The 19530-nt window shown below is 49.9% G+C and carries 21 protein-coding genes and 5 tRNA genes; 23 read left to right on the top strand and 3 right to left on the bottom strand.

Going from position 1 to position 19530, the window contains the following annotated elements; all coding sequences use genetic code 11:
• The first annotated feature begins 3 nt into the window (after window positions 1–3).
• From JIG40_RS00765 to JIG40_RS00745, 5 genes are all read left to right on the top strand, one after another.
• A tRNA-Gly gene (locus tag JIG40_RS00765) sits at window positions 4–79 on the top strand.
• Window positions 80–113: 34 nt separating this feature from the next.
• Window positions 114–189 (top strand) — tRNA-Gly (locus tag JIG40_RS00760).
• Between the two features lie 33 nt (window positions 190–222).
• A tRNA-Gly gene (locus tag JIG40_RS00755) sits at window positions 223–298 on the top strand.
• Window positions 299–332: 34 nt separating this feature from the next.
• Window positions 333–408 (top strand) — tRNA-Gly (locus JIG40_RS00750).
• Between the two features lie 42 nt (window positions 409–450).
• A tRNA-Met gene (locus JIG40_RS00745) sits at window positions 451–527 on the top strand.
• Between the two features lie 577 nt (window positions 528–1104).
• On the opposite strand, the gene queG is transcribed toward JIG40_RS00745, so the two are convergent.
• Window positions 1105–2217, bottom strand: a complete 1113-nt coding sequence (queG, locus tag JIG40_RS00740) for a tRNA epoxyqueuosine(34) reductase QueG (protein WP_020332623.1) — start codon at window positions 2215–2217, stop codon at window positions 1105–1107.
• A gap of 211 nt (window positions 2218–2428) precedes the next feature.
• Here queG and tsaE point away from each other — a divergent pair, with 211 nt between their 5' ends.
• The 9 genes from tsaE (at window position 2429) to JIG40_RS00695 (ending at window position 11759) form a co-directional block, all read left to right on the top strand.
• Window positions 2429–2893, top strand: coding sequence for a tRNA (adenosine(37)-N6)-threonylcarbamoyltransferase complex ATPase subunit type 1 TsaE (tsaE, locus tag JIG40_RS00735; RefSeq protein WP_020332624.1), 465 nt, complete (start codon window positions 2429–2431; stop codon window positions 2891–2893).
• Complete coding sequence (locus tag JIG40_RS00730; protein WP_199464613.1) at window positions 2887–4605, top strand: N-acetylmuramoyl-L-alanine amidase; 1719 nt, start codon at window positions 2887–2889, stop codon at window positions 4603–4605. The genes tsaE and JIG40_RS00730 overlap by 7 nt, the downstream gene beginning before the upstream one ends.
• 12 nt (window positions 4606–4617) lie before the next feature.
• On the top strand, window positions 4618–6558 hold the full coding sequence (mutL, locus tag JIG40_RS00725; protein ID WP_199464612.1) for a DNA mismatch repair endonuclease MutL: 1941 nt from the start codon (window positions 4618–4620) through the stop codon (window positions 6556–6558).
• Window positions 6555–7487, top strand: a complete 933-nt coding sequence (gene miaA / locus JIG40_RS00720; protein WP_020332628.1) for a tRNA (adenosine(37)-N6)-dimethylallyltransferase MiaA — start codon at window positions 6555–6557, stop codon at window positions 7485–7487. Before mutL ends, miaA begins: the two co-directional genes overlap by 4 nt.
• A gap of 195 nt (window positions 7488–7682) precedes the next feature.
• Complete coding sequence (gene hfq / locus JIG40_RS00715; RefSeq protein ID WP_020332629.1) at window positions 7683–7946, top strand: RNA chaperone Hfq; 264 nt, start codon at window positions 7683–7685, stop codon at window positions 7944–7946.
• Window positions 7947–7987: 41 nt separating this feature from the next.
• Window positions 7988–9277, top strand: coding sequence for a ribosome rescue GTPase HflX (gene hflX, locus JIG40_RS00710; protein ID WP_020433626.1), 1290 nt, complete (start codon window positions 7988–7990; stop codon window positions 9275–9277).
• 45 nt (window positions 9278–9322) lie between these two features.
• Window positions 9323–10513: an FtsH protease activity modulator HflK gene (hflK, locus tag JIG40_RS00705; protein ID WP_020332631.1), complete on the top strand. Its 1191-nt coding sequence runs from the start codon at window positions 9323–9325 to the stop codon at window positions 10511–10513.
• 2 nt (window positions 10514–10515) lie between these two features.
• Window positions 10516–11499: a protease modulator HflC gene (hflC, locus tag JIG40_RS00700; protein WP_020332632.1), complete on the top strand. Its 984-nt coding sequence runs from the start codon at window positions 10516–10518 to the stop codon at window positions 11497–11499.
• Between the two features lie 71 nt (window positions 11500–11570).
• On the top strand, window positions 11571–11759 hold the full coding sequence (locus tag JIG40_RS00695; RefSeq protein ID WP_024374461.1) for a DUF2065 domain-containing protein: 189 nt from the start codon (window positions 11571–11573) through the stop codon (window positions 11757–11759).
• Between the two features lie 16 nt (window positions 11760–11775).
• On the opposite strand, the gene JIG40_RS00690 is transcribed toward JIG40_RS00695, so the two are convergent.
• Together JIG40_RS00690 and JIG40_RS00685 are read right to left on the bottom strand one after the other, a co-directional pair.
• Window positions 11776–12003, bottom strand: coding sequence for a SlyX family protein (locus tag JIG40_RS00690; protein WP_020332635.1), 228 nt, complete (start codon window positions 12001–12003; stop codon window positions 11776–11778).
• 2 nt (window positions 12004–12005) lie between these two features.
• Window positions 12006–12986, bottom strand: coding sequence for a PQQ-binding-like beta-propeller repeat protein (locus JIG40_RS00685; RefSeq protein WP_020332636.1), 981 nt, complete (start codon window positions 12984–12986; stop codon window positions 12006–12008).
• Between the two features lie 139 nt (window positions 12987–13125).
• Between JIG40_RS00685 and fkpA the strand changes: the two genes are divergently transcribed.
• From fkpA to JIG40_RS00640, 9 genes are all read left to right on the top strand, one after another.
• The gene (fkpA, locus tag JIG40_RS00680; protein WP_020433619.1) at window positions 13126–13914 is read left to right on the top strand and encodes an FKBP-type peptidyl-prolyl cis-trans isomerase; all 789 of its coding nucleotides are present in this window, start codon (window positions 13126–13128) and stop codon (window positions 13912–13914) included.
• Window positions 13915–14092: 178 nt separating this feature from the next.
• Window positions 14093–14815: a transcriptional regulator gene (locus JIG40_RS00675; protein ID WP_020332638.1), complete on the top strand. Its 723-nt coding sequence runs from the start codon at window positions 14093–14095 to the stop codon at window positions 14813–14815.
• On the top strand, window positions 14812–15204 hold the full coding sequence (gene tusD / locus JIG40_RS00670; protein ID WP_020332639.1) for a sulfurtransferase complex subunit TusD: 393 nt from the start codon (window positions 14812–14814) through the stop codon (window positions 15202–15204). Before JIG40_RS00675 ends, tusD begins: the two co-directional genes overlap by 4 nt.
• Entirely contained in the window at window positions 15201–15557 is a 357-nt protein-coding gene (tusC, locus tag JIG40_RS00665; protein ID WP_020332640.1) for a sulfurtransferase complex subunit TusC, read from the top strand. Before tusD ends, tusC begins: the two co-directional genes overlap by 4 nt.
• 14 nt (window positions 15558–15571) lie before the next feature.
• Window positions 15572–15847 (top strand): sulfurtransferase complex subunit TusB, encoded by a 276-nt coding sequence (tusB, locus tag JIG40_RS00660; RefSeq protein ID WP_020433616.1) that lies wholly within the window; start codon window positions 15572–15574, stop codon window positions 15845–15847.
• A gap of 183 nt (window positions 15848–16030) precedes the next feature.
• Window positions 16031–16405: a 30S ribosomal protein S12 gene (gene rpsL / locus JIG40_RS00655; protein ID WP_014203960.1), complete on the top strand. Its 375-nt coding sequence runs from the start codon at window positions 16031–16033 to the stop codon at window positions 16403–16405.
• 102 nt (window positions 16406–16507) lie between these two features.
• Entirely contained in the window at window positions 16508–16978 is a 471-nt protein-coding gene (rpsG, locus tag JIG40_RS00650; protein WP_014203959.1) for a 30S ribosomal protein S7, read from the top strand.
• Between the two features lie 75 nt (window positions 16979–17053).
• A complete protein-coding gene (fusA, locus tag JIG40_RS00645; RefSeq protein WP_020332642.1) occupies window positions 17054–19150 on the top strand; it encodes an elongation factor G in 2097 nt (698 codons plus the stop codon).
• Window positions 19151–19257: 107 nt separating this feature from the next.
• Window positions 19258–19530, top strand: a 273-nt coding sequence (locus tag JIG40_RS00640) for a GTP-binding protein (protein WP_244662614.1), incomplete at its 3' end; no start/stop codon positions are given.

Here is a 19530-nt window from a genome sequence, read left to right as displayed (position 1 = left end):
TTTGCGACACTAGCTCAGTTGGTAGAGCGCAACCTTGCCAAGGTTGAGGTCACGAGTTCGAACCTCGTGTGTCGCTCCAGATTAACAGCTTTTATCGTGCTTAACGGTGACATGCGACACTAGCTCAGTTGGTAGAGCGCAACCTTGCCAAGGTTGAGGTCACGAGTTCGAACCTCGTGTGTCGCTCCAGTTGATAGCCTTCATCGTGCTCAACGGTGACATGCGACACTAGCTCAGTTGGTAGAGCGCAACCTTGCCAAGGTTGAGGTCACGAGTTCGAACCTCGTGTGTCGCTCCAGATTGATAGCTTTTATCGTGCTCAACGATGACATGCGACACTAGCTCAGTTGGTAGAGCGCAACCTTGCCAAGGTTGAGGTCACGAGTTCGAACCTCGTGTGTCGCTCCAGTTTAAATGCCCTCATCGTGCTTAACGATGACACAATACGGACGCGGGGTGGAGCAGCTTGGTAGCTCGTCGGGCTCATAACCCGAAGGTCGTCGGTTCAAATCCGGCCCCCGCAACCAATTTCTTCGTTTCAAGAGATCACTGCGCTAGACGCAGATTTTTTTACTCTTAAAACGGCAAAAGTTTGGCAAATCGCCAATGCTCTTTCTATAATGCTGTGAAGCATAAGCCCCCCTAAAAGAAACGCGCTGCTGAAAAGTAGTGTGATTTTTTGTCTTTCTGAACATGATACCCAGCCGGGTAGCCTGTTTAACCGGATACAGACTCACTTTGTACTGTTCATTAACAGACTTATCCACATTTTTTTTCTGTGGATAACTTGGTGCATAAAGTGTTTTTCAGTAGCTGGAATGGTGACTTGCGGCAGGATCTTTTTCGGCAATTCAGATTCTGAAATATTAGAGGGTGTCACTTAACTAATTGTTTTTTATGAACTTAATTCATTTCTCTGCAACAAGCATTCCAACAAAAAACGATCATTAACTGTATTTTCATTGATCCTAATCATTTCCTGCTGATGTGACTAACTTTTCTGAGATTTAGAAAACAATGTCTCATTAAAAATTTTTTCCACATTTGGAATATTTGAGAAGCATATCAAAGTCTGTGCGTACTGTTTGTGCAAACGGTTCTCATCTACGCATCTCTTGGCAGTCCTTTCTCAACGATACGTACCAGTCGCTGGTGTTTCGTGTTGCTGAACGGTAACTGACGCTCTTGTTCCTCAAGCGCCCATTGGATATGTTCGTCCAGCAGCTCAGACTGGCCTTGCTTACGCGTTAAGGCGTCGATGATGCGGGAGGAATAAGGTGCGTTCCCCATGGCAATAATCAGATTGCGTTGCCATTGCTGGTGGCCAATGCGGCGGATGGCAGAACCTTCCATATTGCGCAGAAACGTGGCTTCGTCCCATTCAAACAAAGTGACCAGATCGGGCTCGTTGAAAGCCGGGCGGCGGTGGAAGTCAGATTGCTGCGTGAGGTCGGCGTATCGATTCCATGGGCACACCAGTTGGCAATCGTCACAACCATAAATGCGGTTGCCCATCGCTTTGCGAAACTCCAGAGGAATCACGCCATCGTATTCTATCGTGAGATAAGAAATACAGCGCCGCGCATCGACCACGCCATCGGCGACGATGGCACCTGTCGGGCAGGACGTCACGCAGGCGCGGCATTTACCACATTGGTCTACAGACGGCGTATCGACGGGCAGCGGAATATCAACCAGCAACTCACCAAGAAAGAACCAGGAGCCGGCGTCTTTATCCAGAATCAGTGAGTGTTTGCCAGTCCAGCCCAGTCCGGCTTTCTGTGCCAGCGGGCGCTCCAGAATTGGCGCGGAGTCGACAAACGGCCGATAACCGAGCTCACCAACTGCGGCTTCGATTTTCTCACCCAGCTTTTTGAGCTGATTACGCACCAGTTTGTGGTAGTCGCGACCCAAAGCGTAGCGACTGATGTAGGCATGTGCCGGATTATTCAGGTTGCTGGCAAACTGGGCTTGCGGCGGCAGATAGTTCATCCGCGCGCTGATCACTCGTACTGTACCGGGTAATAGCTCTGCAGGGCGCGCGCGCATCATGCCGTGACGCGCCATCCAATCCATTTCACCGTGATAACCGGCATCAAGCCACTGCTGCAACTTGGCTTCATGTTGGCTCAGATCCACATCGCAGATCCCGACTTTCTCAAACCCGAGCTCAATAGCCCAGCTTTTGATTTGATCTGCAAGTGCGTGATAGTCCATAACGGTTCAGCTCGGTAAAAGGGGGCGGGGATCTTAGCGGATCTCCGGCGGTGGATCCAGCGGCACAATCTCGCTTTTTTCCTACCCAATTGGCGAATATTTTTCGGTTTGCTTACAGAAGAGAGCTTGTCTCTCAAATCCAACCCAGTTTACTATTCGGTTTCTTTTGGTTTTTATATAGTCGATGTCCGACACGTTAGAGATATTTTCAATGAGCACTAAGACCTTCACCCTTAAAGATGAACAAGCGACGGTAGACCTAGGCACAGCGCTGGCAAAACTGTGTACTCAACAAACCACCTTGTACTTACACGGCGATCTTGGTGCAGGTAAAACGACGTTCAGCCGCGGTTTTATTCGAGCACTGGGTCATGCAGGCAATGTGAAAAGCCCGACCTATACCTTGGTAGAACCTTATCAACTGGCACAGTGGCAGGTGTACCACTTCGATCTTTACCGCTTGGCGGATCCTGAAGAGTTAGAGTTTATGGGGATCCGTGACTATTTTACCGACGACGCGATTTGTTTAGTGGAATGGCCGGAAAAGGGCTATGGCATGCTACCGACGTCGGATATTGATCTCGAAATGCGTTACGATGGTAGCCAGCGTCAGGCGGTACTGACCGCCAACAACGACTATGGGCGTACATTACTGAGTCAGTTGGAGTTATGTTGATCGTTAAAGTTTGTCGTTCTTTGGTCGTCTGGCTTGCCCTGGCGACCGCTTTCCTTGCCAGTGCTGCGCAGGCTAATGTGTTGGAGGGGGTTCGAGTCTGGCCCTCTCCGGACGAAACGCGCGTCGTGATCGACGTGAAGTCCGAAGTTGATTTCAGTTATTTCACCCTCAGCGGACCCGACCGACTGGTAGTCGATCTCAAACAGACCTCACTCGGCACCAAATTACCGGTCAATGTCAGCGACAGCGCGATCCTGATCAAAATCCGCGCCAGTTCGCCACCAGAAAAATCGACCTATCGTCTGGTGCTGGAACTCAAAAAGAAATCCGCACCTCAGCTATTCAAACTTGCACCGACGCCGGGTGGCCAGTACGGCCATCGTCTGGTGATCGATCTGCCCCATGGCGAAAACAGCAGCCAGCCAGCGGCCAAACCGAGCAGCGAAACTAAAGTCAGTCGCGATGCCTCTCAGCTGTATGGTACTGCCGATATCGTTGTCGCGATTGATGCGGGCCACGGTGGTGAAGACCCGGGCTCGATCGGGCCAACCCGCAAGTACGAAAAAGATGTCACGCTGAGTGTGGCCAAAAAGTTGGCAGACCAGATTGATGCAGTTCCGGGTATGAAAGCGGTGTTGACCCGCCGCGGTGACTACTTCGTTAACCTGAATAAACGCTCTGAGATTGCGCGGAAGAATAAAGCGCATCTGCTGGTGTCGATTCATGCCGATGCTTTCCATACGCCGCAGCCGCGTGGTGGTTCGGTCTTCGTACTGAATACTCGTCGTGCCAACACCGAAATTGCCCGCTGGGTCGAAAACCATGAGCAGCAATCGGAACTGCTCGGCGGTGCCGGGGAAGTGCTGGCGAAAAACAATGCCGACCGCAATGTGAGCCAAACGTTATTGGATTTGCAGTTCAGCCATTCACAAAAAGAAGGCTATAAAGTTGCGACCAATATTCTCCGTGAAATGGGTAAAGTCGCGTATCTGCATAAACGTGAGCCGGTCAATGCCAGTCTGGCGGTGCTGAAATCGCCGGACATTCCATCGGTGCTGGTCGAAACGGGCTTTATTTCCAACCCAAGTGAAGAGAAGCTGCTGTTCCAGCGCAGTCATCAGGACAAATTGGCGCATGCTCTGACCAAAGCCTTGGTGCAATATTTTGAAGACAACCCACCGGAAGGAACCCTGTTTGCTAACCGCGGTAAGACGCAGAAACACAAAGTACAGCGTGGCGAATCGCTGTCGGTGATTGCCAGCAAATATGGCACCAGTGTGGATGAAATTGTTCAGACCAATAAACTGAAAAGTAACAGTCTGGCGGTTGGCCAAGTGCTGACGATTCCTGGTGGCAGTCGCGGTCCGGTGCCCGTGCCTGTGGTGAGTAATCCGGTTGAAACCGAAACCGTCACTCACGTGGTCAAATCGGGGGATTACCTTGGCAAGATTGCCAGTACTTACAAAGTCCCCGTTGAGACAATTAAGCGGGAAAATAACCTCAAGTCCGATACGCTCAAGCTGGGTCAGAAACTGAAAATTACCGTCAGTCTCAAAGACAAGCCGTTACGTAAACACAAAGTGGCACGCGGTGAGTTTCTGGGCAAAATCGCCAGTGAGTATAACGTCAGTGTGCAGAGCATCCGCGATGCTAACAAACTGCGTTCTGATCAGCTGGCGGTTGGTCAGGTACTGATTATTCCGAACAAATAACACAGGGCGAGTATGACGATTCGCATTCTGCCAGCGCGGCTGGCGAACCAGATTGCTGCCGGAGAGGTGGTCGAAAGACCCGCTTCGGTGGTGAAAGAGCTGGTGGAAAACAGCCTCGATTCCGGCGCAACCCGTATCGATATTGATATTGAAAAGGGCGGTGCCAAATTGATCCGTATTCGTGATAACGGTTGCGGTATTGATAAAGAGGAACTCGGGTTGGCGCTGAGTCGTCATGCTACGTCGAAAATCCATACACTGGATGATCTGGAAGCCATCATCAGCCTCGGGTTTCGCGGCGAAGCGCTGGCGAGTATCAGTTCGGTGTCGCGTTTGACGCTCACTTCACGCCCGGCAACTCAGGAAGAAGCTTGGTCGGCGTACAGTGAAGGTCGGGACATGCAAGTGCAGTTGCAACCTGCGGCACACCCGATTGGTACCACAGTGGAAGTGCTCGATCTGTTCTTCAATACGCCAGCACGGCGCAAGTTTCTGCGCACTGAAAAAACCGAATTCACCCATATTGATGAATTGCTGAAGCGGATCGCACTCAGCCGCTTTGACGTCACGTTCAACCTGCGTCATAACGGCAAATTAGTGCGTCAGTACCGAGCGGCAAAAACCGATATTCAGATGGAAAAACGCATTGCGGCGGTGTGCGGTGCGCCGTTTGTGCGCCATATGCTGAAAATCGAGCTGGAACATCAAGGGCTGACACTGCATGGCTGGATCACTACGCCGGAAGGCGCTCGCCAGCAGAGCGATCTGCAATACTGCTACGTCAATGGTCGCATGATGCGTGACAAACTGATCAATCACGCGATTCGTCAGAGCTATGAAACCAGCCTGCGCCCGGATCAGTTTGCCACTTACGTGCTGTTTATTGAGCTGGATCCGCATCAGGTCGATGTCAACGTGCATCCTGCCAAACACGAAGTGCGTTTTCATCAGGCGCGTCTGGTACACGATTTCATTTATCAGGCGCTCAGCAGCGCGCTGGCTGAAAGTCAGCACATTGATGCGCCAGCGCACAACGAATCGGCTTTCCACTATCACGACGAGCCTGAACTGACGTCAGCGGTGCCAGAGCGGGTGATACAGGCTGTCGAGAGCACGCCTGCTTATCCTAGTCGCAGCGATTATGAACAGCCAGCGCGTGAATCGACTCGTGATCAGGTGCGCGAAGCCCCTAGACACAGTGACTGGGTTGAATCACCGAAAGCAAAAGGCAAACCAGTACAAGAACGAATCAATTCACCTTCGCCTTCTCAGGCTGAAGTGCGCGCCTATCAGGCGCTGATGCAAACACCGGAATTGCCCGCGACGTCCAAGCAGGAACCGGCCACCGCAGTGGCGGAGCAGGCAACAGCGGACATCTTTACGGTGCAGCAACTTGGGAAAGCGGTGGCGGTGGTGCGTGGGCGCTATCTGCTGATGAATGCTCCGCAAGGCTGCGTGCTGTTGTCACTCAGTCAGGCTGCGTGGCTGAAAGTTCGCGGCCAGTTAAATGCGCAGCAAGGAGCATTGAAGAGTCAGCCACTCTTGGTACCGCTGTCGTTGAAGATGTCGGCGCAGGAAGCCCAGGCTTTGGATCATTATCAGCCGCTGCTGACACAATTAGGCTTGGAACTTAAACCGCGCAATCCGGGATCCTTGATGGTGATGGGCGTGCCGCAGCCACTCAGACAGCAAAATCTACAAATTCTGATCCCAGATCTGTTATCTTACGCGTCTTTGAATTTTGAGCAGGCCGACAAGCCGCTGGATCTGAATTCGCTCGCTGATTGGCTGAGCGATCGTGTGGTGAGCACGAAAGCTGACTACACTTTGTCAGAAGCGATCCAGTTGATTGCAGAGATTGAGCAGATGTGGCAGGGCAACCTCCCACTGCACGACGAGCGTTTTGTCCGACCTGTGGATTTTTCCGCGACCATTGCAGCACTAAACTCATGAGCACACAATTACCTTTAGCCCTGTTTCTGATGGGGCCGACCGCTTCCGGTAAAACCGATCTGGCCATTCGCCTGCGTCAAAAATTTCCGGTTGAGATCATCAGCGTGGATTCTGCGTTGATCTACAAAGGCATGGATATCGGTACTGCCAAACCAGACCAAGATGAACTGGCGTTGGCGCCACATCGTTTGATCGACATTCTCGATCCGAGTGAAGCCTATTCGGCGGCTGATTTTCGCCGCGATGCGCTGAGAGAGATGCAGGCGATTGTTGATCAAGGCAAAATTCCGTTGCTGGTGGGCGGCACCATGCTCTACTACAAGGCTTTGCTGGAAGGCTTATCGCCATTGCCAGCGGCCGATCCTGAGATTCGTCAGCAGATCGAACAAGAGGCTCAGCAACTGGGCTGGGCGGCGTTGCACGAACAATTACGTCAGATTGATCCCATTTCTGCCGAGCGAATTCATCCAAATGATCCACAAAGATTATCTCGGGCATTGGAAGTTTATCGGATTTCAGGTAAAACTCTTACTGAACTGACCCAAACGAAAGGCGAAGCATTGCCATTTCGCGTCAAGCAGTTCGCTATAGCTCCCAAGGAAAGGGCTGAGCTCCACCGTCGAATTGAACTCCGATTCGAAAAGATGGTCGAAGCAGGGTTTGAAGATGAAGTAAAAGCACTCTATGCTCGAAAAGATCTTCACCCTGATTTACCGTCGATCCGTTGTGTGGGATATCGACAAATGTGGGACTACTTAGACGGGAACTGTACGCTTGATGAAGCGATTTTTCGCGGAATCTGTGCAACTCGTCAATTGGCCAAGCGACAGATCACCTGGTTACGCAGCTGGGATGATTTAACTTGGTTAGATAGCGAAAACGTTGAACAAGCATTGGAAACTCTCTCAAATGCCATAGCATCTGATTGAGTTAGCTGTGTATAATGTGATCGCTTTTGCGTGATGTGCCCTGTAAAGGATCCGTTACTTGTTTTTGGTGCGCAAGCCCCAATGATCAGTAACAACGGGGAGTTTTTATTCGTTTAGCTCAGATGCAAAGGCCGCACAGATTTTCGTGCACCGCTAGCTAAATAACTACAACAAAATACAAATAAGGAAAATAAAATGGCTAAGGGGCAATCTCTACAAGACCCATTCTTAAATGCACTACGTCGCGAGCGTATTCCGGTTTCGATCTACCTTGTGAACGGCATTAAGCTGCAAGGCCAAATTGAATCGTTTGATCAGTTTGTGATCCTATTGAAGAACACTGTGAACCAAATGGTTTACAAGCACGCTATCTCAACCGTGGTACCGGCGCGTCCAGTTAGCCACCACAGCGGCGAACGTCCTTCGAATGATCGCGGCGCAGAGAAATCAGAAGATTAATTCTCTGTACACAAATTATTATTTATTAAGGAGTTGGTAGCTTGTTTGACCGTTATGAAGCCGGTGAGCGAGCCGTACTTGTTCATATCAACTTCACGCAAGAGGGTGAATGGGAAGATCTCAGAGAATGTGAAATGCTGGTCTCTTCCGCAGGAGTGTCGACATTACAGGTGATTACCGGTAGCCGACAAACTCCTCACCCTAAATATTATGTCGGTGAGGGCAAAGCCCAAGAAATTGCTCAGGCAGTCCAGTTGACTGGCGCTGATGTGGTGATTTTCAACCATGCCCTCTCTCCTGCCCAAGAACGTAACCTTGAACACCTCTGCCAGTGTCGAGTGATTGACCGTACCGGTTTGATCCTGGATATCTTTGCTCAGCGCGCGCGTACTCACGAAGGTAAATTACAAGTGGAACTGGCCCAGTTGCGCCATATTTCTACTCGTCTGATTCGTGGTTGGACGCACTTGGAACGTCAAAAGGGTGGTATCGGCTTACGTGGTCCGGGTGAAACCCAGTTGGAGACGGACCGTCGTTTATTGCGTGAACGTATCAAAGCAATTTTGCGCCGTTTAGAGCGAGTCGCTAAACAGCGTGAACAAGGTCGACGTGCACGAAACCGGGCGGAAATACCTACGGTTTCCTTAGTCGGTTATACCAACGCAGGTAAATCGACCCTGTTTAACCGTATTACATCAGCAGGCGTCTACGCCGCAGACCAATTGTTTGCGACGTTGGATCCGACCTTGCGTAAAATTGATTTAGACGATGTCGGCCCGGCAGTACTGGCAGACACCGTAGGATTTATTCGTCATCTGCCGCACGATCTGGTGGCTGCATTCAAAGCAACGTTACAAGAAACTCAGGAAGCTGACATTTTGTTACATGTTGTGGATGCCAGTGACGAACGATTTCGTGAGAATATCCAGGCTGTTGATGAAGTTCTGCAGGAAATTGAGGCGCATGAAGTCCCAACCCTGCTGGTGATGAATAAAATCGATAATCTGGAAGACCAGAAACCTCGTATAGAGAGAGATGACGAGGGCGTACCGAGAGCGGTGTGGATCTCGGCCATGGATGGTCTGGGCATTGATTTGCTGTTTGCAGCGTTGACTGAGCGTTTGGTCAGTCAGATTGTCCAATACCGCTTGCGAATTCCGCCTCAACATCAGGGCAGAATCCGTAGTACTTTCTTCCAAATGAAGTGCATACAACAAGAAGAGTATGATCCGGAAGGCAATTTACTGATCACAGTTCGTATGCAGCAAGTGGATTGGTCTAGACTAGAAAAAAGAGAAGAGGCAGTTTTACGTGACTTTATAGTTACTTAAAGGACTGCTAGAGTATAACGTCATATCAAATGATGGAGCTTTCTAATGGCGTGGAATGAGCCCGGAAATAACAACGGCAACAACGGCCGCGATAATGACCCATGGGGTAATAATAATCGCGGCGGTAAAGGTGGCCGTGAACAAGGTCCGCCAGATTTAGACGAAGTGTTTAATAAGCTGAGTCAGAAGCTGGGTGGCAAGTTTGGTAAGAAAGGCGGCGGTAAAGGACCATCTTTCTCCGGTGGTGGTGCAATCGGCTTTGGTGTCATTGCTGCGATTGCTGTCGCTATCTGGTTCTTTGCTGGCTTCTACACAATTGGTGAAGCTGAGCGTGGTGTTGTGCTGCGCCTCGGTAAATACGATCGCATTGTCGATCCGGGCCTGAACTGGCGCCCACGTTTTATCGATGAAGTGACACCGGTTAACGTGCAAGCGATTCGTTCGCTGCGTGCGTCTGGTCTGATGTTGACCAAAGACGAAAACGTGGTCACGGTATCGATGGACGTTCAGTACCGTGTAGCGGATCCGTACAAGTACCTGTTCAAAGTAACCAACGCAGATGACAGCCTACGCCAGGCGACCGACTCTGCATTGCGTGCCGTGATCGGTGACTCTCTGATGGATAGCATTCTGACCAGTGGTCGTCAGCAAATTCGTCAAAGCACTCAGGAAACCCTGAACCAGATCATCGACGGTTACGACATGGGGCTGATCATCGTTGATGTGAACTTCCAGTCAGCGCGTCCACCAGAACAGGTGAAAGACGCGTTTGATGATGCGATTGCCGCGCGAGAAGATGAAGAGCGTTTCATTCGTGAAGCAGAAGCGTACAAAAACGAAATTCTGCCAAAAGCGACCGGTCGTGCTGAGCGTCTGAAGAAAGAAGCTCAGGGTTATACCGAACGTACCGTGAATGAAGCTCTCGGTCAGGTAGCGCAGTTTGAGAAACTGTTGCCAGAATATCAGGCATCACCAAAAGTTACGCGTGATCGTCTGTATCTGGATGCGATGCAGGAAGTGTACTCGAATACCTCTAAAGTGCTGATTGACTCAAAATCCAGCGGTAACCTGCTGTACCTGCCAATCGACAAATTAGCGGGTCAGGAAGGTGAAGCGACTAAGCGCCAAACGAAATCATCGTCTGCTTACGATCAGATTGAGTTGGAATCTCAGCGCACTGATACGGAAACCGATACCCAATCTCGCTCAACCAGTACACGTCAAGGGAGATACTAAGAATGCGTAAGTTAATGATCCCTGTTGTCGTTGTTGTTCTGGCGTTGCTGCTGATGTCGATGTTCGTTATCCCGGAAGGGGAGCGTGGTATCGTCATTCGTTTCGGTCGAGTGCTGAAAGACAACAATGATGTATCGAGAATTTACGAGCCGGGTTTGCATTTCAAAATGCCTCTGTTCGATCGTGTGAAAACGCTGGATGCACGTATTCAGACTATGGACGGCCGTTCAGACCGTTTCGTGACCTCTGAGAAAAAAGACGTCATCATCGACTCATACGTGAAATGGCGTATTGAAGATTTCGGTCAGTACTATCTGGCGACTGGTGGCGGTAACACGCTGACAGCCGAAGCTCTGCTGGAACGTAAAGTGACAGACGTGCTGCGTTCGGAAATTGGTGCGCGTGAAATCAAGCAGATCGTATCTGGTCCTCGTAACAGCGATGTGTTGCCAGCGAGCCCGGATGCCGATGTTGTGACGACTGAAGCGGCAAAACAGGCGTTGGAAATTGATGGTCAACGTGACCAGATCATGGAAAACGTACTGGAAGATACCCGTAAGAGCGCCATGAAAGATTTGGGTGTGCGTGTGGTTGACTTCCGTATGAAGAAAATCAACCTGCCGGATGAGATTAGTGAATCTATCTACCGTCGTATGCGCGCAGAGCGTGAGTCGGTAGCTCGTAAACACCGCTCTCAAGGCCGTGAAAAAGCCGAAGTTATCAAAGCACAAGCTGAGCTTGAAGTGGCGACCATTCTGGCCGAAGCGGATAAAACAGCTCGTGTAACACGCGGTGACGCGGACGCGAAAGCGGCGAAGATTTATGCGGATGCCTACAACAAAGATCCGGAATTCTTCAGCTTCTTACGTTCATTACGTGCGTATGAAAAATCATTCAGCCAGAAGAGTGACATTCTGGTACTGGATCCGAAGAGTGACTTCTTCCAGTACATGAATAACTCTAAAGGTGCTGCGGCAGCGAAATAATCGCTGAGCAGATAACATAAAGGCTCCGTAAGGAGCCTTTATTGTTTGTCTATCAACCGATGGGAGAGCCCATGTCTAATTCAATTTGGGTCGCAATTGGTTTGGTGTTGATTGCCGAAGGACTTGGTCCTTTGATTGCACCGAATGGCTGGCGACAAATGGTGGCTCAGTTGAGTGAGCAACCAGACAACCAATTGCGCCGGATTGGCGGTTGTCTGGTGGTGGCGGGTGCCGTCATCGCTTATTGCTTTATCCGCTAAACACCCGTTCTCGCGCTCAGTAATGTGGGGGCGGGGTTTCCTGTGAAGGGTCGGCCAGATTGGATGTATCCATATTCTTCACCTTACCCACCACAAATTTCATCTGATCCTGCATTTTTGTAATCAACAGCTGCTGATGACTTAACGCTTCATTGAGGTCGTCAATGGTCTGCTCCTGAAACGCCACTTTGCATTCCAGGTCATCTATGCGCTGTCGCAGCGAAGTCAACATATCGTCTTTCATGATTAATCGTCGAGTTTCCAGGCTTGAGCTATACCGGCAGACGTGCCGGAAATGACACGCTGCTGTGAATCGAAAGCCGCATCATACACTACCGCACGCGGCGGACGGGCATCTTTTCGCGGTTCCGCTTCAAAGCTGTCGAGCTTCTTACCGGTTTCGGTGTTCCAGATATCGACGCGGCTGGACGGAGTGCCAGTGACCAGGCGCGAGCCATCATCGGAAAAGCGGGCTGCGGAAAATATCAGCTGACGTGAGAAACTGCTGAGCGCGCTGCGTTTTTTTCCTGTCTCTAAATCCCACACAATGGCTTGATTACCGCCATCAGAGGTAAACGCCAGCTTGCCGTCACGCTGCAAAGCCACACGATTTACCCGTTGTTCGTGTTCAAATTTATGCAGAATCTGGCCTGTTTTGGTATCCCACAGATAAGCGGCGTAGTCGTTCCCTCCCGTCAGGGCATAGCGACCATTGGGGGAAATGGCGACAGAATTGACTTTTTCCTGGTGGGCAAGGAACTCCAGACGTCGTCCGGTGACTAAATCGACGTAAATGGCTTTGCCGTTGGAGAGACCAAGCAGCACTTGTTCGCCGTCGCTGGTGATGTCGACATCACGAATTAAACCGTCTGAAATAGACCAAAGGCCTTTGGCCTGCGTCCAGGCGAGATCCCAGACCGCGAAGTTGATTTGGCTGGCGGTCACGGCATAACGGCCGTTATCGGAGAGGCGGATCTGAGAAACCGTGCTCGCTTGAGGATCCTGCGCACCGAGGTCCGCGAGTTTTTTGTGCTCACTGAGATCCCACAGCACCAATTGATGCTCCTTGGAGTAAATCAGGGCAAATCGACCATCCCGGCTGAGGCCGAAACTGGTGGATCCTTCAGGCTCTAAATCCCAGCGTTCGACATTCTGGTCAGAGAAAAAACAGCCATTTAACAAGGAAATGACAACAAACAGCAGGATGGAATGAGAAATTATTCGCATCAGTTCTAATTATCCGCCAAGTGTGTAAAGACAATCTGAAAACATAAGGCTATATTGGTACAACTCTGTGCTGTGCACCAGCTTGAAACCAAGATTTGTGCACAACGACAAAAGGTTTGCCTACAAATTGGAGAATTCAATGAAATCACTTTTTAAAGTGTCGCTACTGGCCGCTACCGTTGTGTTGGCAGTCGGCTGTCAGAAAGAAGAAGCTGCGAAACCAGAAACGGCAGCACCAGCCGCAGCTGAGCAAGCTACGGCAGCGAAAACCGTAACTTTCCAGTCTGAAGATGACAAAGCAGCGTACGCAATTGGTGTTTCGTTTGCGAACTACCTGAGCAGCAGCATTGAAAAACCAAGTGAAATTGGCATCAATCTGAACAAAGATATGGTTCTTCAGGGTATCCAGCACGTATTTGCTGGGAAAGCGGAAATGACCGAAGAAGAGACCCGTGCTGCTCTGGAAGCTTTGGACAAACGTGTAGCAGAAAAAATGAAAGCTCAAGCGGCTGAAAAAGCGGCAGCGAACAAGAAAGCTGGCGATGAATTCCGCGCTGAGTTCGAAAAGCAGGAAGGCGTGAAGAAAACGTCAACCGGTCTGCTGTACCAAGTTCTGACGCCAGCACAAGGTGATTCACCAAAAGATACCGACACCGTGCAAGTGCATTACAAAGGCACATTGACCGACGGTACTCAGTTTGACAGCTCTTACGATCGTGGTGAGCCAGCGACATTCCCGCTGAACCGCGTGATCCCTGGCTGGACTGAAGGTGTTCAACTGATGCAAGTCGGTTCAAAATACAAGTTCGTCATTCCGCCAGAGCTGGCTTACGGCGAACAAGATACCCCGACCATTCCTGCTAACTCGACACTTGTGTTCGAAGTTGAGCTGCTGAAAATCGACAACGGCGACAAAGCTGCGCAATAATCGTCACGGTTTGGAACGAAATAGGGCCTGACTTGTTCAGGCCCTTTTTGATCCCGGTCGAGAACTGCAACAGAAGTTGTTCTAAATCACTTGTTGGCAATATAGCAGAGTCTTCGGCTAAAATTTTCTGATAAACTTACACCAATTTGTTGATTTTTCGTTCTAAGGTCAAAGTACAGTGACAACGACAGATACTATTAATGCCGATATGTTGCTTGAGATGGAATCCGTGCATGTGAAACCATTTACAGAGCATGACAAAGTAATTCTGCGCTCATACGAAGCCGTGGTGGATGGGATCGCCAGCTTGATTGGCCCTTTTTGTGAAATCGTTCTGCACTCGCTGGAAGATCTGAACACCTCGGCGATCAAAATTGCTAACGGCGAAAATACGGGCCGTCAGGTGGGCTCGCCGATCACGGATCTGGCGTTGAAGATGCTGCGTGATATTGAAGGATCGGAGCGAAACTTCTCACGTTCTTACTTTACGCGCGCCAAAGGCGGTGTGCTGATGAAGTCGATCACGATTGCCATTCGCAATGGTGAGAATCGTGTGATCGGCTTGTTGTGTATCAACGTCAACCTTGATGCGCCTTTCTCTCAGGTCTTGCAATCGTTCATGCCAACTCAGGAAGCGCAGGAAGCCGCGTCATCAGTCAACTTCGCCAGCGATGTGGAAGAGTTGGTTGACCAAACGGTTGAACGGACGATTGAAGAGATTAATGCGGACAAATCGGTGTCGAACAACACTAAAAACCGTCAGATCGTCATGGCATTGTTTGATAAGGGTATCTTTGATATTAAAGATGCGATTAACCGCGTGGCGGATCGCCTCAATATCTCGAAGCACACGGTGTATCTTTACATCCGTCAGCGCAAAACTGAGGATGACGAAAAGTGAGTCTTACCTACACCTTATTGGTGAATGGGTCGGTCTACGGTACGCAGTCGGCGCGCAACGCTTATTTGTTTGCCAAGGCAGTGATAGAAAAAGGCCATACTCTCAAGAGCGTCTTTTTCTATCAGGACGGCGTACAAAATGGCTCGGCGCTCACTGCGCCAGCCAACGATGAGTTTGATTTGGTTAAAGCGTGGCAACAACTGGCTGAGCAGCATCAGGTGCGTTTGGAAACCTGTGTGGCAGCAGCGCTACGCCGTGGTGTGGTGAGTCAGAGTGAAGCTGAGCAGCACCAATTGCCGGGCGCGAACTTGGCGGCTCCGTTTGAGCAAACCGGGTTGGGTAGTCTGGCAGAAGCGCTATTGAGCCAGGACAGAGTGGTACAGTTTTGAAAAAAGTCGCGTTTGTATTTCATTCCGCGCCGCACGCCATCAGTGCTGGCCGTGAAGGTTTAGATGCGCTGTTAGCCGCGTCGGCGTACAGCGAAGATCTGGCGGTGTATTTCGTCGGCGAAGGCGTGTTGCAACTGGTCAAAGATCAGCAACCACAGTCGGTGCTCAGCCGCGATTACATCAGCGCGTTTAAGCTGCTGGATCTGTATGACATTGAACAGCGCTTCGTGTGTGCCGCCAGCCTGGCTGAGTGGGGATTGACTCGCGAGGATCTGCTGGTGGACGTTGAAAGTCTGGATCCGCAAGCCATCGGCTCGCAATGGCAGGCTTTCGATCAGATTGTTACCTTCTAATCACAGGAACGTTTGTGTTACACATTATTAAACATCCTCAGCAACTCGCGATCGCCAGTCGGTATCTTCAGCCGAATGACGCTATCGTGCTGGTCGAAAATGCGGTGTACGCAACGAGCGAACAATCGCCATTTTTTGGCTATTTCAACAACCACAATCCGGTTTATGTGCTCAAAGAGGATCTCGAGGCCAGAGGTTGGTTGAATCGTTGCGCGCAGAACATTCAGATTATGAATGTGGCTGATTGGGTCGAATTAACGGTTAATTACGACAAATCAATGAGTTGGTAGTGGTGGCCATCAGCTGTACACCACATTGTCCATCCTGCTTTTTCTACCCCGCAAAAAAGATCTGTATATTTCTTGACACACCTCTCACTGCTGCATAGAATTTTGCGTCCCTATTTGCGCAAAGTGCATTTGGGGCTAGATTTTTCACAAAGCTTACTTTCAAGTAAATTCAGGAGCTAGTTAATGGCAACTATTAACCAGTTGGTACGTAAGCCTCGTGCAAAGCAAGTTGCTAAAAGCAACGTGCCAGCACTAGAAGCGTGCCCACAAAAACGTGGTGTATGTACTCGTGTTTACACTACTACACCTAAAAAACCTAACTCAGCACTTCGTAAAGTTTGTCGTGTACGTCTGACAAACGGCTTCGAAGTAACATCGTACATCGGCGGTGAAGGTCACAACCTTCAAGAGCACTCAGTTGTTCTGATCCGCGGTGGTCGTGTTAAAGACCTTCCAGGTGTTCGCTACCACACTGTTCGTGGTGCACTTGACTGTGCAGGCGTGAACGACCGTAAACAAGCTCGTTCTAAGTACGGTGTGAAGCGTCCTAAGTCTTAATGGATTCCGTTAAGTAAGGCCAAACACTAAATTATTTTTTAATTTTTTGAAAAAACTGAAAAGTTTTGGATAAAACCTGAAGAAGACAACGGAGAATATTCCATGCCACGTCGTCGCGTCATTGGTCAGCGTAAGATCCTTCCAGATCCAAAGTTCAAATCTGAACTGCTGGCAAAATTCGTTAACATCCTTATGGTTGACGGTAAAAAATCTACTGCAGAAAAAATCGTTTACACTGCACTAGATGCTATGGCTGAGAAATCTGGTAAAGATCACTTAGCTGTATTTGAAGAAGCTCTTGAAAACGTTCGCCCAGCGGTAGAGGTTAAATCTCGCCGTGTTGGTGGTTCAACTTACCAAGTGCCAGTAGAAGTACGTCCGGTTCGCCGTAACGCACTTGCTATGCGTTGGTTGGTTGAAGCTGCGCGTAAGCGTGGTGAAAAATCTATGGCTCAACGCCTAGCTGCTGAAATGCTAGATGCGTCAGAGAACAAAGGTACTGCTGTTAAGAAACGTGAAGACGTTCACCGTATGGCAGAAGCGAACAAAGCGTTTGCTCATTACCGCTGGTAATACCTTCTGTGCTGCGAGGTTCTCTCGCAGCACATTTCTATTTTCTAAGGTGAACCTTAGTAAGAGGATACAATCGTGGCTCGTAAAACTCCTATTGAGCGCTACCGTAACATCGGTATCTGTGCTCACGTAGATGCAGGAAAAACAACCACTACTGAGCGTATTCTGTTCTACACTGGCCTTTCTCACAAAATCGGCGAAGTTCACGATGGTGCCGCAACCATGGACTGGATGGAGCAGGAGCAGGAGCGTGGTATCACCATCACCTCGGCTGCGACGACTACCTTCTGGCGTGGTATGGAAGCACAGTTCCAAGATCATCGCATCAACATCATTGATACCCCAGGACACGTTGACTTTACGATCGAAGTAGAGCGTTCTCTTCGTGTACTTGACGGTGCAGTGGTTGTGTTCTGTGGCTCATCTGGTGTTGAACCTCAGTCTGAAACTGTATGGCGTCAGGCAGACAAGTACCACGTTCCACGTATGGTATTTGTGAACAAGATGGACCGTGCGGGTGCAGATTTCCTACGCGTTGTAGACCAAATTAAACATCGTCTTGGTGCGAACCCAGTTCCAATCCAATTGAACATTGGTGCGGAAGAGGAGTTCAAGGGTGTCATCGACCTGATCAAGATGAAAGCCATCAACTGGAATGATGCCGATCAAGGCATGACGTTCACATACGAAGACATTCCAGCCGACATGCTCGAGCTTGCAGAAGAGTGGCGCAACCATCTGGTTGAAGCGGCTGCTGAAGCTAACGAAGAGTTGATGGAAAAATACCTGGAAGAAGGCGAACTGACTGAGCTTGAAATCAAGCAGGCACTTCGTCAGCGTACATTGAACAATGAAATCGTACTGGCCACTTGTGGTAGTGCGTTTAAGAACAAAGGTGTACAGGCCGTACTGGACGCAGTCGTTGAGTACCTGCCATCACCGGTTGATGTACCGTCTATCAAAGGTATCGATGAACGTGAGAACGAAGTTGAGCGTCACGCTGACGACAACGAACCGTTCTCTGCGCTGGCATTTAAGATCGCGACTGACCCATTTGTGGGAACGCTGACTTTCATTCGTGTTTACTCTGGTGTTGTGAATTCAGGTGATGCAGTCTACAACTCTGTGAAAGAGAAGAAAGAGCGTTTTGGTCGTATCGTACAGATGCACGCAAACAAACGTGAAGAAATCAAAGAAGTTCGCGCAGGTGACATCGCAGCAGCGATCGGCCTGAAGGATGTGACGACAGGTGATACTCTGTGTGACCAGGACCATAAAGTGATTCTGGAACGCATGGAATTCCCTGAGCCGGTAATTCAGATCGCAGTAGAACCTCGTTCTAAGGCAGACCAGGAAAAAATGGGTATCGCGCTGGGTAAACTGGCCGCAGAAGATCCATCTTTCCGTGTCGAAACCGACAATGAAACCGGTCAGACTCTGATCTCAGGTATGGGTGAGCTTCACCTAGACATCATCGTTGACCGTATGAAACGTGAATTCAACGTTGATTGCAACGTGGGTAAACCTCAGGTTGCATACCGTGAAACCATTCGTGGCAAAGCGGAAGTAGAAGGCAAGTTTGTTCGTCAGTCAGGTGGTCGTGGTCAATACGGTCACGTATGGCTGAAGATTGAACCTTCTGAACCAGGCGAAGGCTTTGTCTTCGTTGACGAGATCGTGGGTGGTGCGATTCCTAAGGAATTCATCGGCCCGGTAGCGAAAGGTATCGAGGAGCAAATGAACAACGGTGTGTTGGCGGGCTATCCAGTACTGGATGTCAAAGCAACACTATTCGACGGTTCATTCCACGATGTCGACTCAAGTGAGATGGCGTTTAAGATCGCTGGCTCAATGGCATTCAAGAAAGGTGCGCTTGAAGCAAAACCTGTCATTCTTGAACCGCTGATGAAAGTTGAAGTAACCACTCCGGAAGACTGGATGGGTGATGTGGTCGGTGACTTGAACCGTCGTCGTGGCATCATCGAGGGTATGGATGAAGGTCCTGCTGGCCTGAAAATCATTCGTGCGCGCGTACCACTTTCTGAGATGTTCGGTTACGCAACTGACCTACGTTCTGCAACCCAAGGTCGTGCTTCTTACTCTATGGAGTTTTCTGAGTACGCCGAGGTGCCTAAAAACATTGCTGATGCAATTGTGGCAGAGCGCGGTTAATAATGAATCTATTGCGCTGACGAGAGTTGGCGCATAAAATAGCAATTTCTGGCGCGCCTTGAGTGTACGTGACTTAAGGCGAATCATAACTAGGAAGGAACACGATCGTGTCTAAAGAAAAATTTGAACGTACGAAACCGCACGTAAACGTTGGTACTATCGGCCACGTTGACCACGGTAAAACAACTCTAACTGCAGCAATCTGTACTACTCTGTCTAAAGTATACGGCGGTGCAGCACGTGACTTCGCGTCAATCGACAACGCTCCAGAAGAGCGCGAGCGCGGTATCACAATCTCTACTTCTCACGTAGAGTACGACACTCCAAGCCGTCACTACGCACACGTAGACTGCCCAGGACACGCTGACTATGTTAAAAAC

Origin of the sequence: Vibrio sp. bablab_jr001 (assembly GCF_016464285.1) — a bacterium.
In the GTDB taxonomy this organism is placed as follows: Bacteria; Pseudomonadota; Gammaproteobacteria; order Enterobacterales; family Vibrionaceae; genus Vibrio; species Vibrio fluvialis.
The sequence above is the reverse complement of the archived record's forward strand: the minus strand, read 5'-3'. Positions and strand labels throughout refer to the sequence as shown.

Coding starts and splice junctions, on each gene's coding strand:
- mutL (WP_199464612.1), top strand. CDS start 4,618: ATGACGATTCGCATTCTGCCAGCGCGGCTGGCGAACCAGATTGCTGCC.
- rpsL (WP_014203960.1), top strand. CDS start 16,031: ATGGCAACTATTAACCAGTTGGTACGTAAGCCTCGTGCAAAGCAAGTT.
- tsaE (WP_020332624.1), top strand. CDS start 2,429: ATGAGCACTAAGACCTTCACCCTTAAAGATGAACAAGCGACGGTAGAC.
- JIG40_RS00690 (WP_020332635.1), bottom strand. CDS start 12,003: ATGAAAGACGATATGTTGACTTCGCTGCGACAGCGCATAGATGACCTG.
- JIG40_RS00695 (WP_024374461.1), top strand. CDS start 11,571: ATGTCTAATTCAATTTGGGTCGCAATTGGTTTGGTGTTGATTGCCGAA.
- hflK (WP_020332631.1), top strand. CDS start 9,323: ATGGCGTGGAATGAGCCCGGAAATAACAACGGCAACAACGGCCGCGAT.
- JIG40_RS00685 (WP_020332636.1), bottom strand. CDS start 12,986: ATGCGAATAATTTCTCATTCCATCCTGCTGTTTGTTGTCATTTCCTTG.
- miaA (WP_020332628.1), top strand. CDS start 6,555: ATGAGCACACAATTACCTTTAGCCCTGTTTCTGATGGGGCCGACCGCT.
- queG (WP_020332623.1), bottom strand. CDS start 2,217: ATGGACTATCACGCACTTGCAGATCAAATCAAAAGCTGGGCTATTGAG.
- JIG40_RS00730 (WP_199464613.1), top strand. CDS start 2,887: ATGTTGATCGTTAAAGTTTGTCGTTCTTTGGTCGTCTGGCTTGCCCTG.
- hflC (WP_020332632.1), top strand. CDS start 10,516: ATGCGTAAGTTAATGATCCCTGTTGTCGTTGTTGTTCTGGCGTTGCTG.
- hfq (WP_020332629.1), top strand. CDS start 7,683: ATGGCTAAGGGGCAATCTCTACAAGACCCATTCTTAAATGCACTACGT.
- rpsG (WP_014203959.1), top strand. CDS start 16,508: ATGCCACGTCGTCGCGTCATTGGTCAGCGTAAGATCCTTCCAGATCCA.
- fkpA (WP_020433619.1), top strand. CDS start 13,126: ATGAAATCACTTTTTAAAGTGTCGCTACTGGCCGCTACCGTTGTGTTG.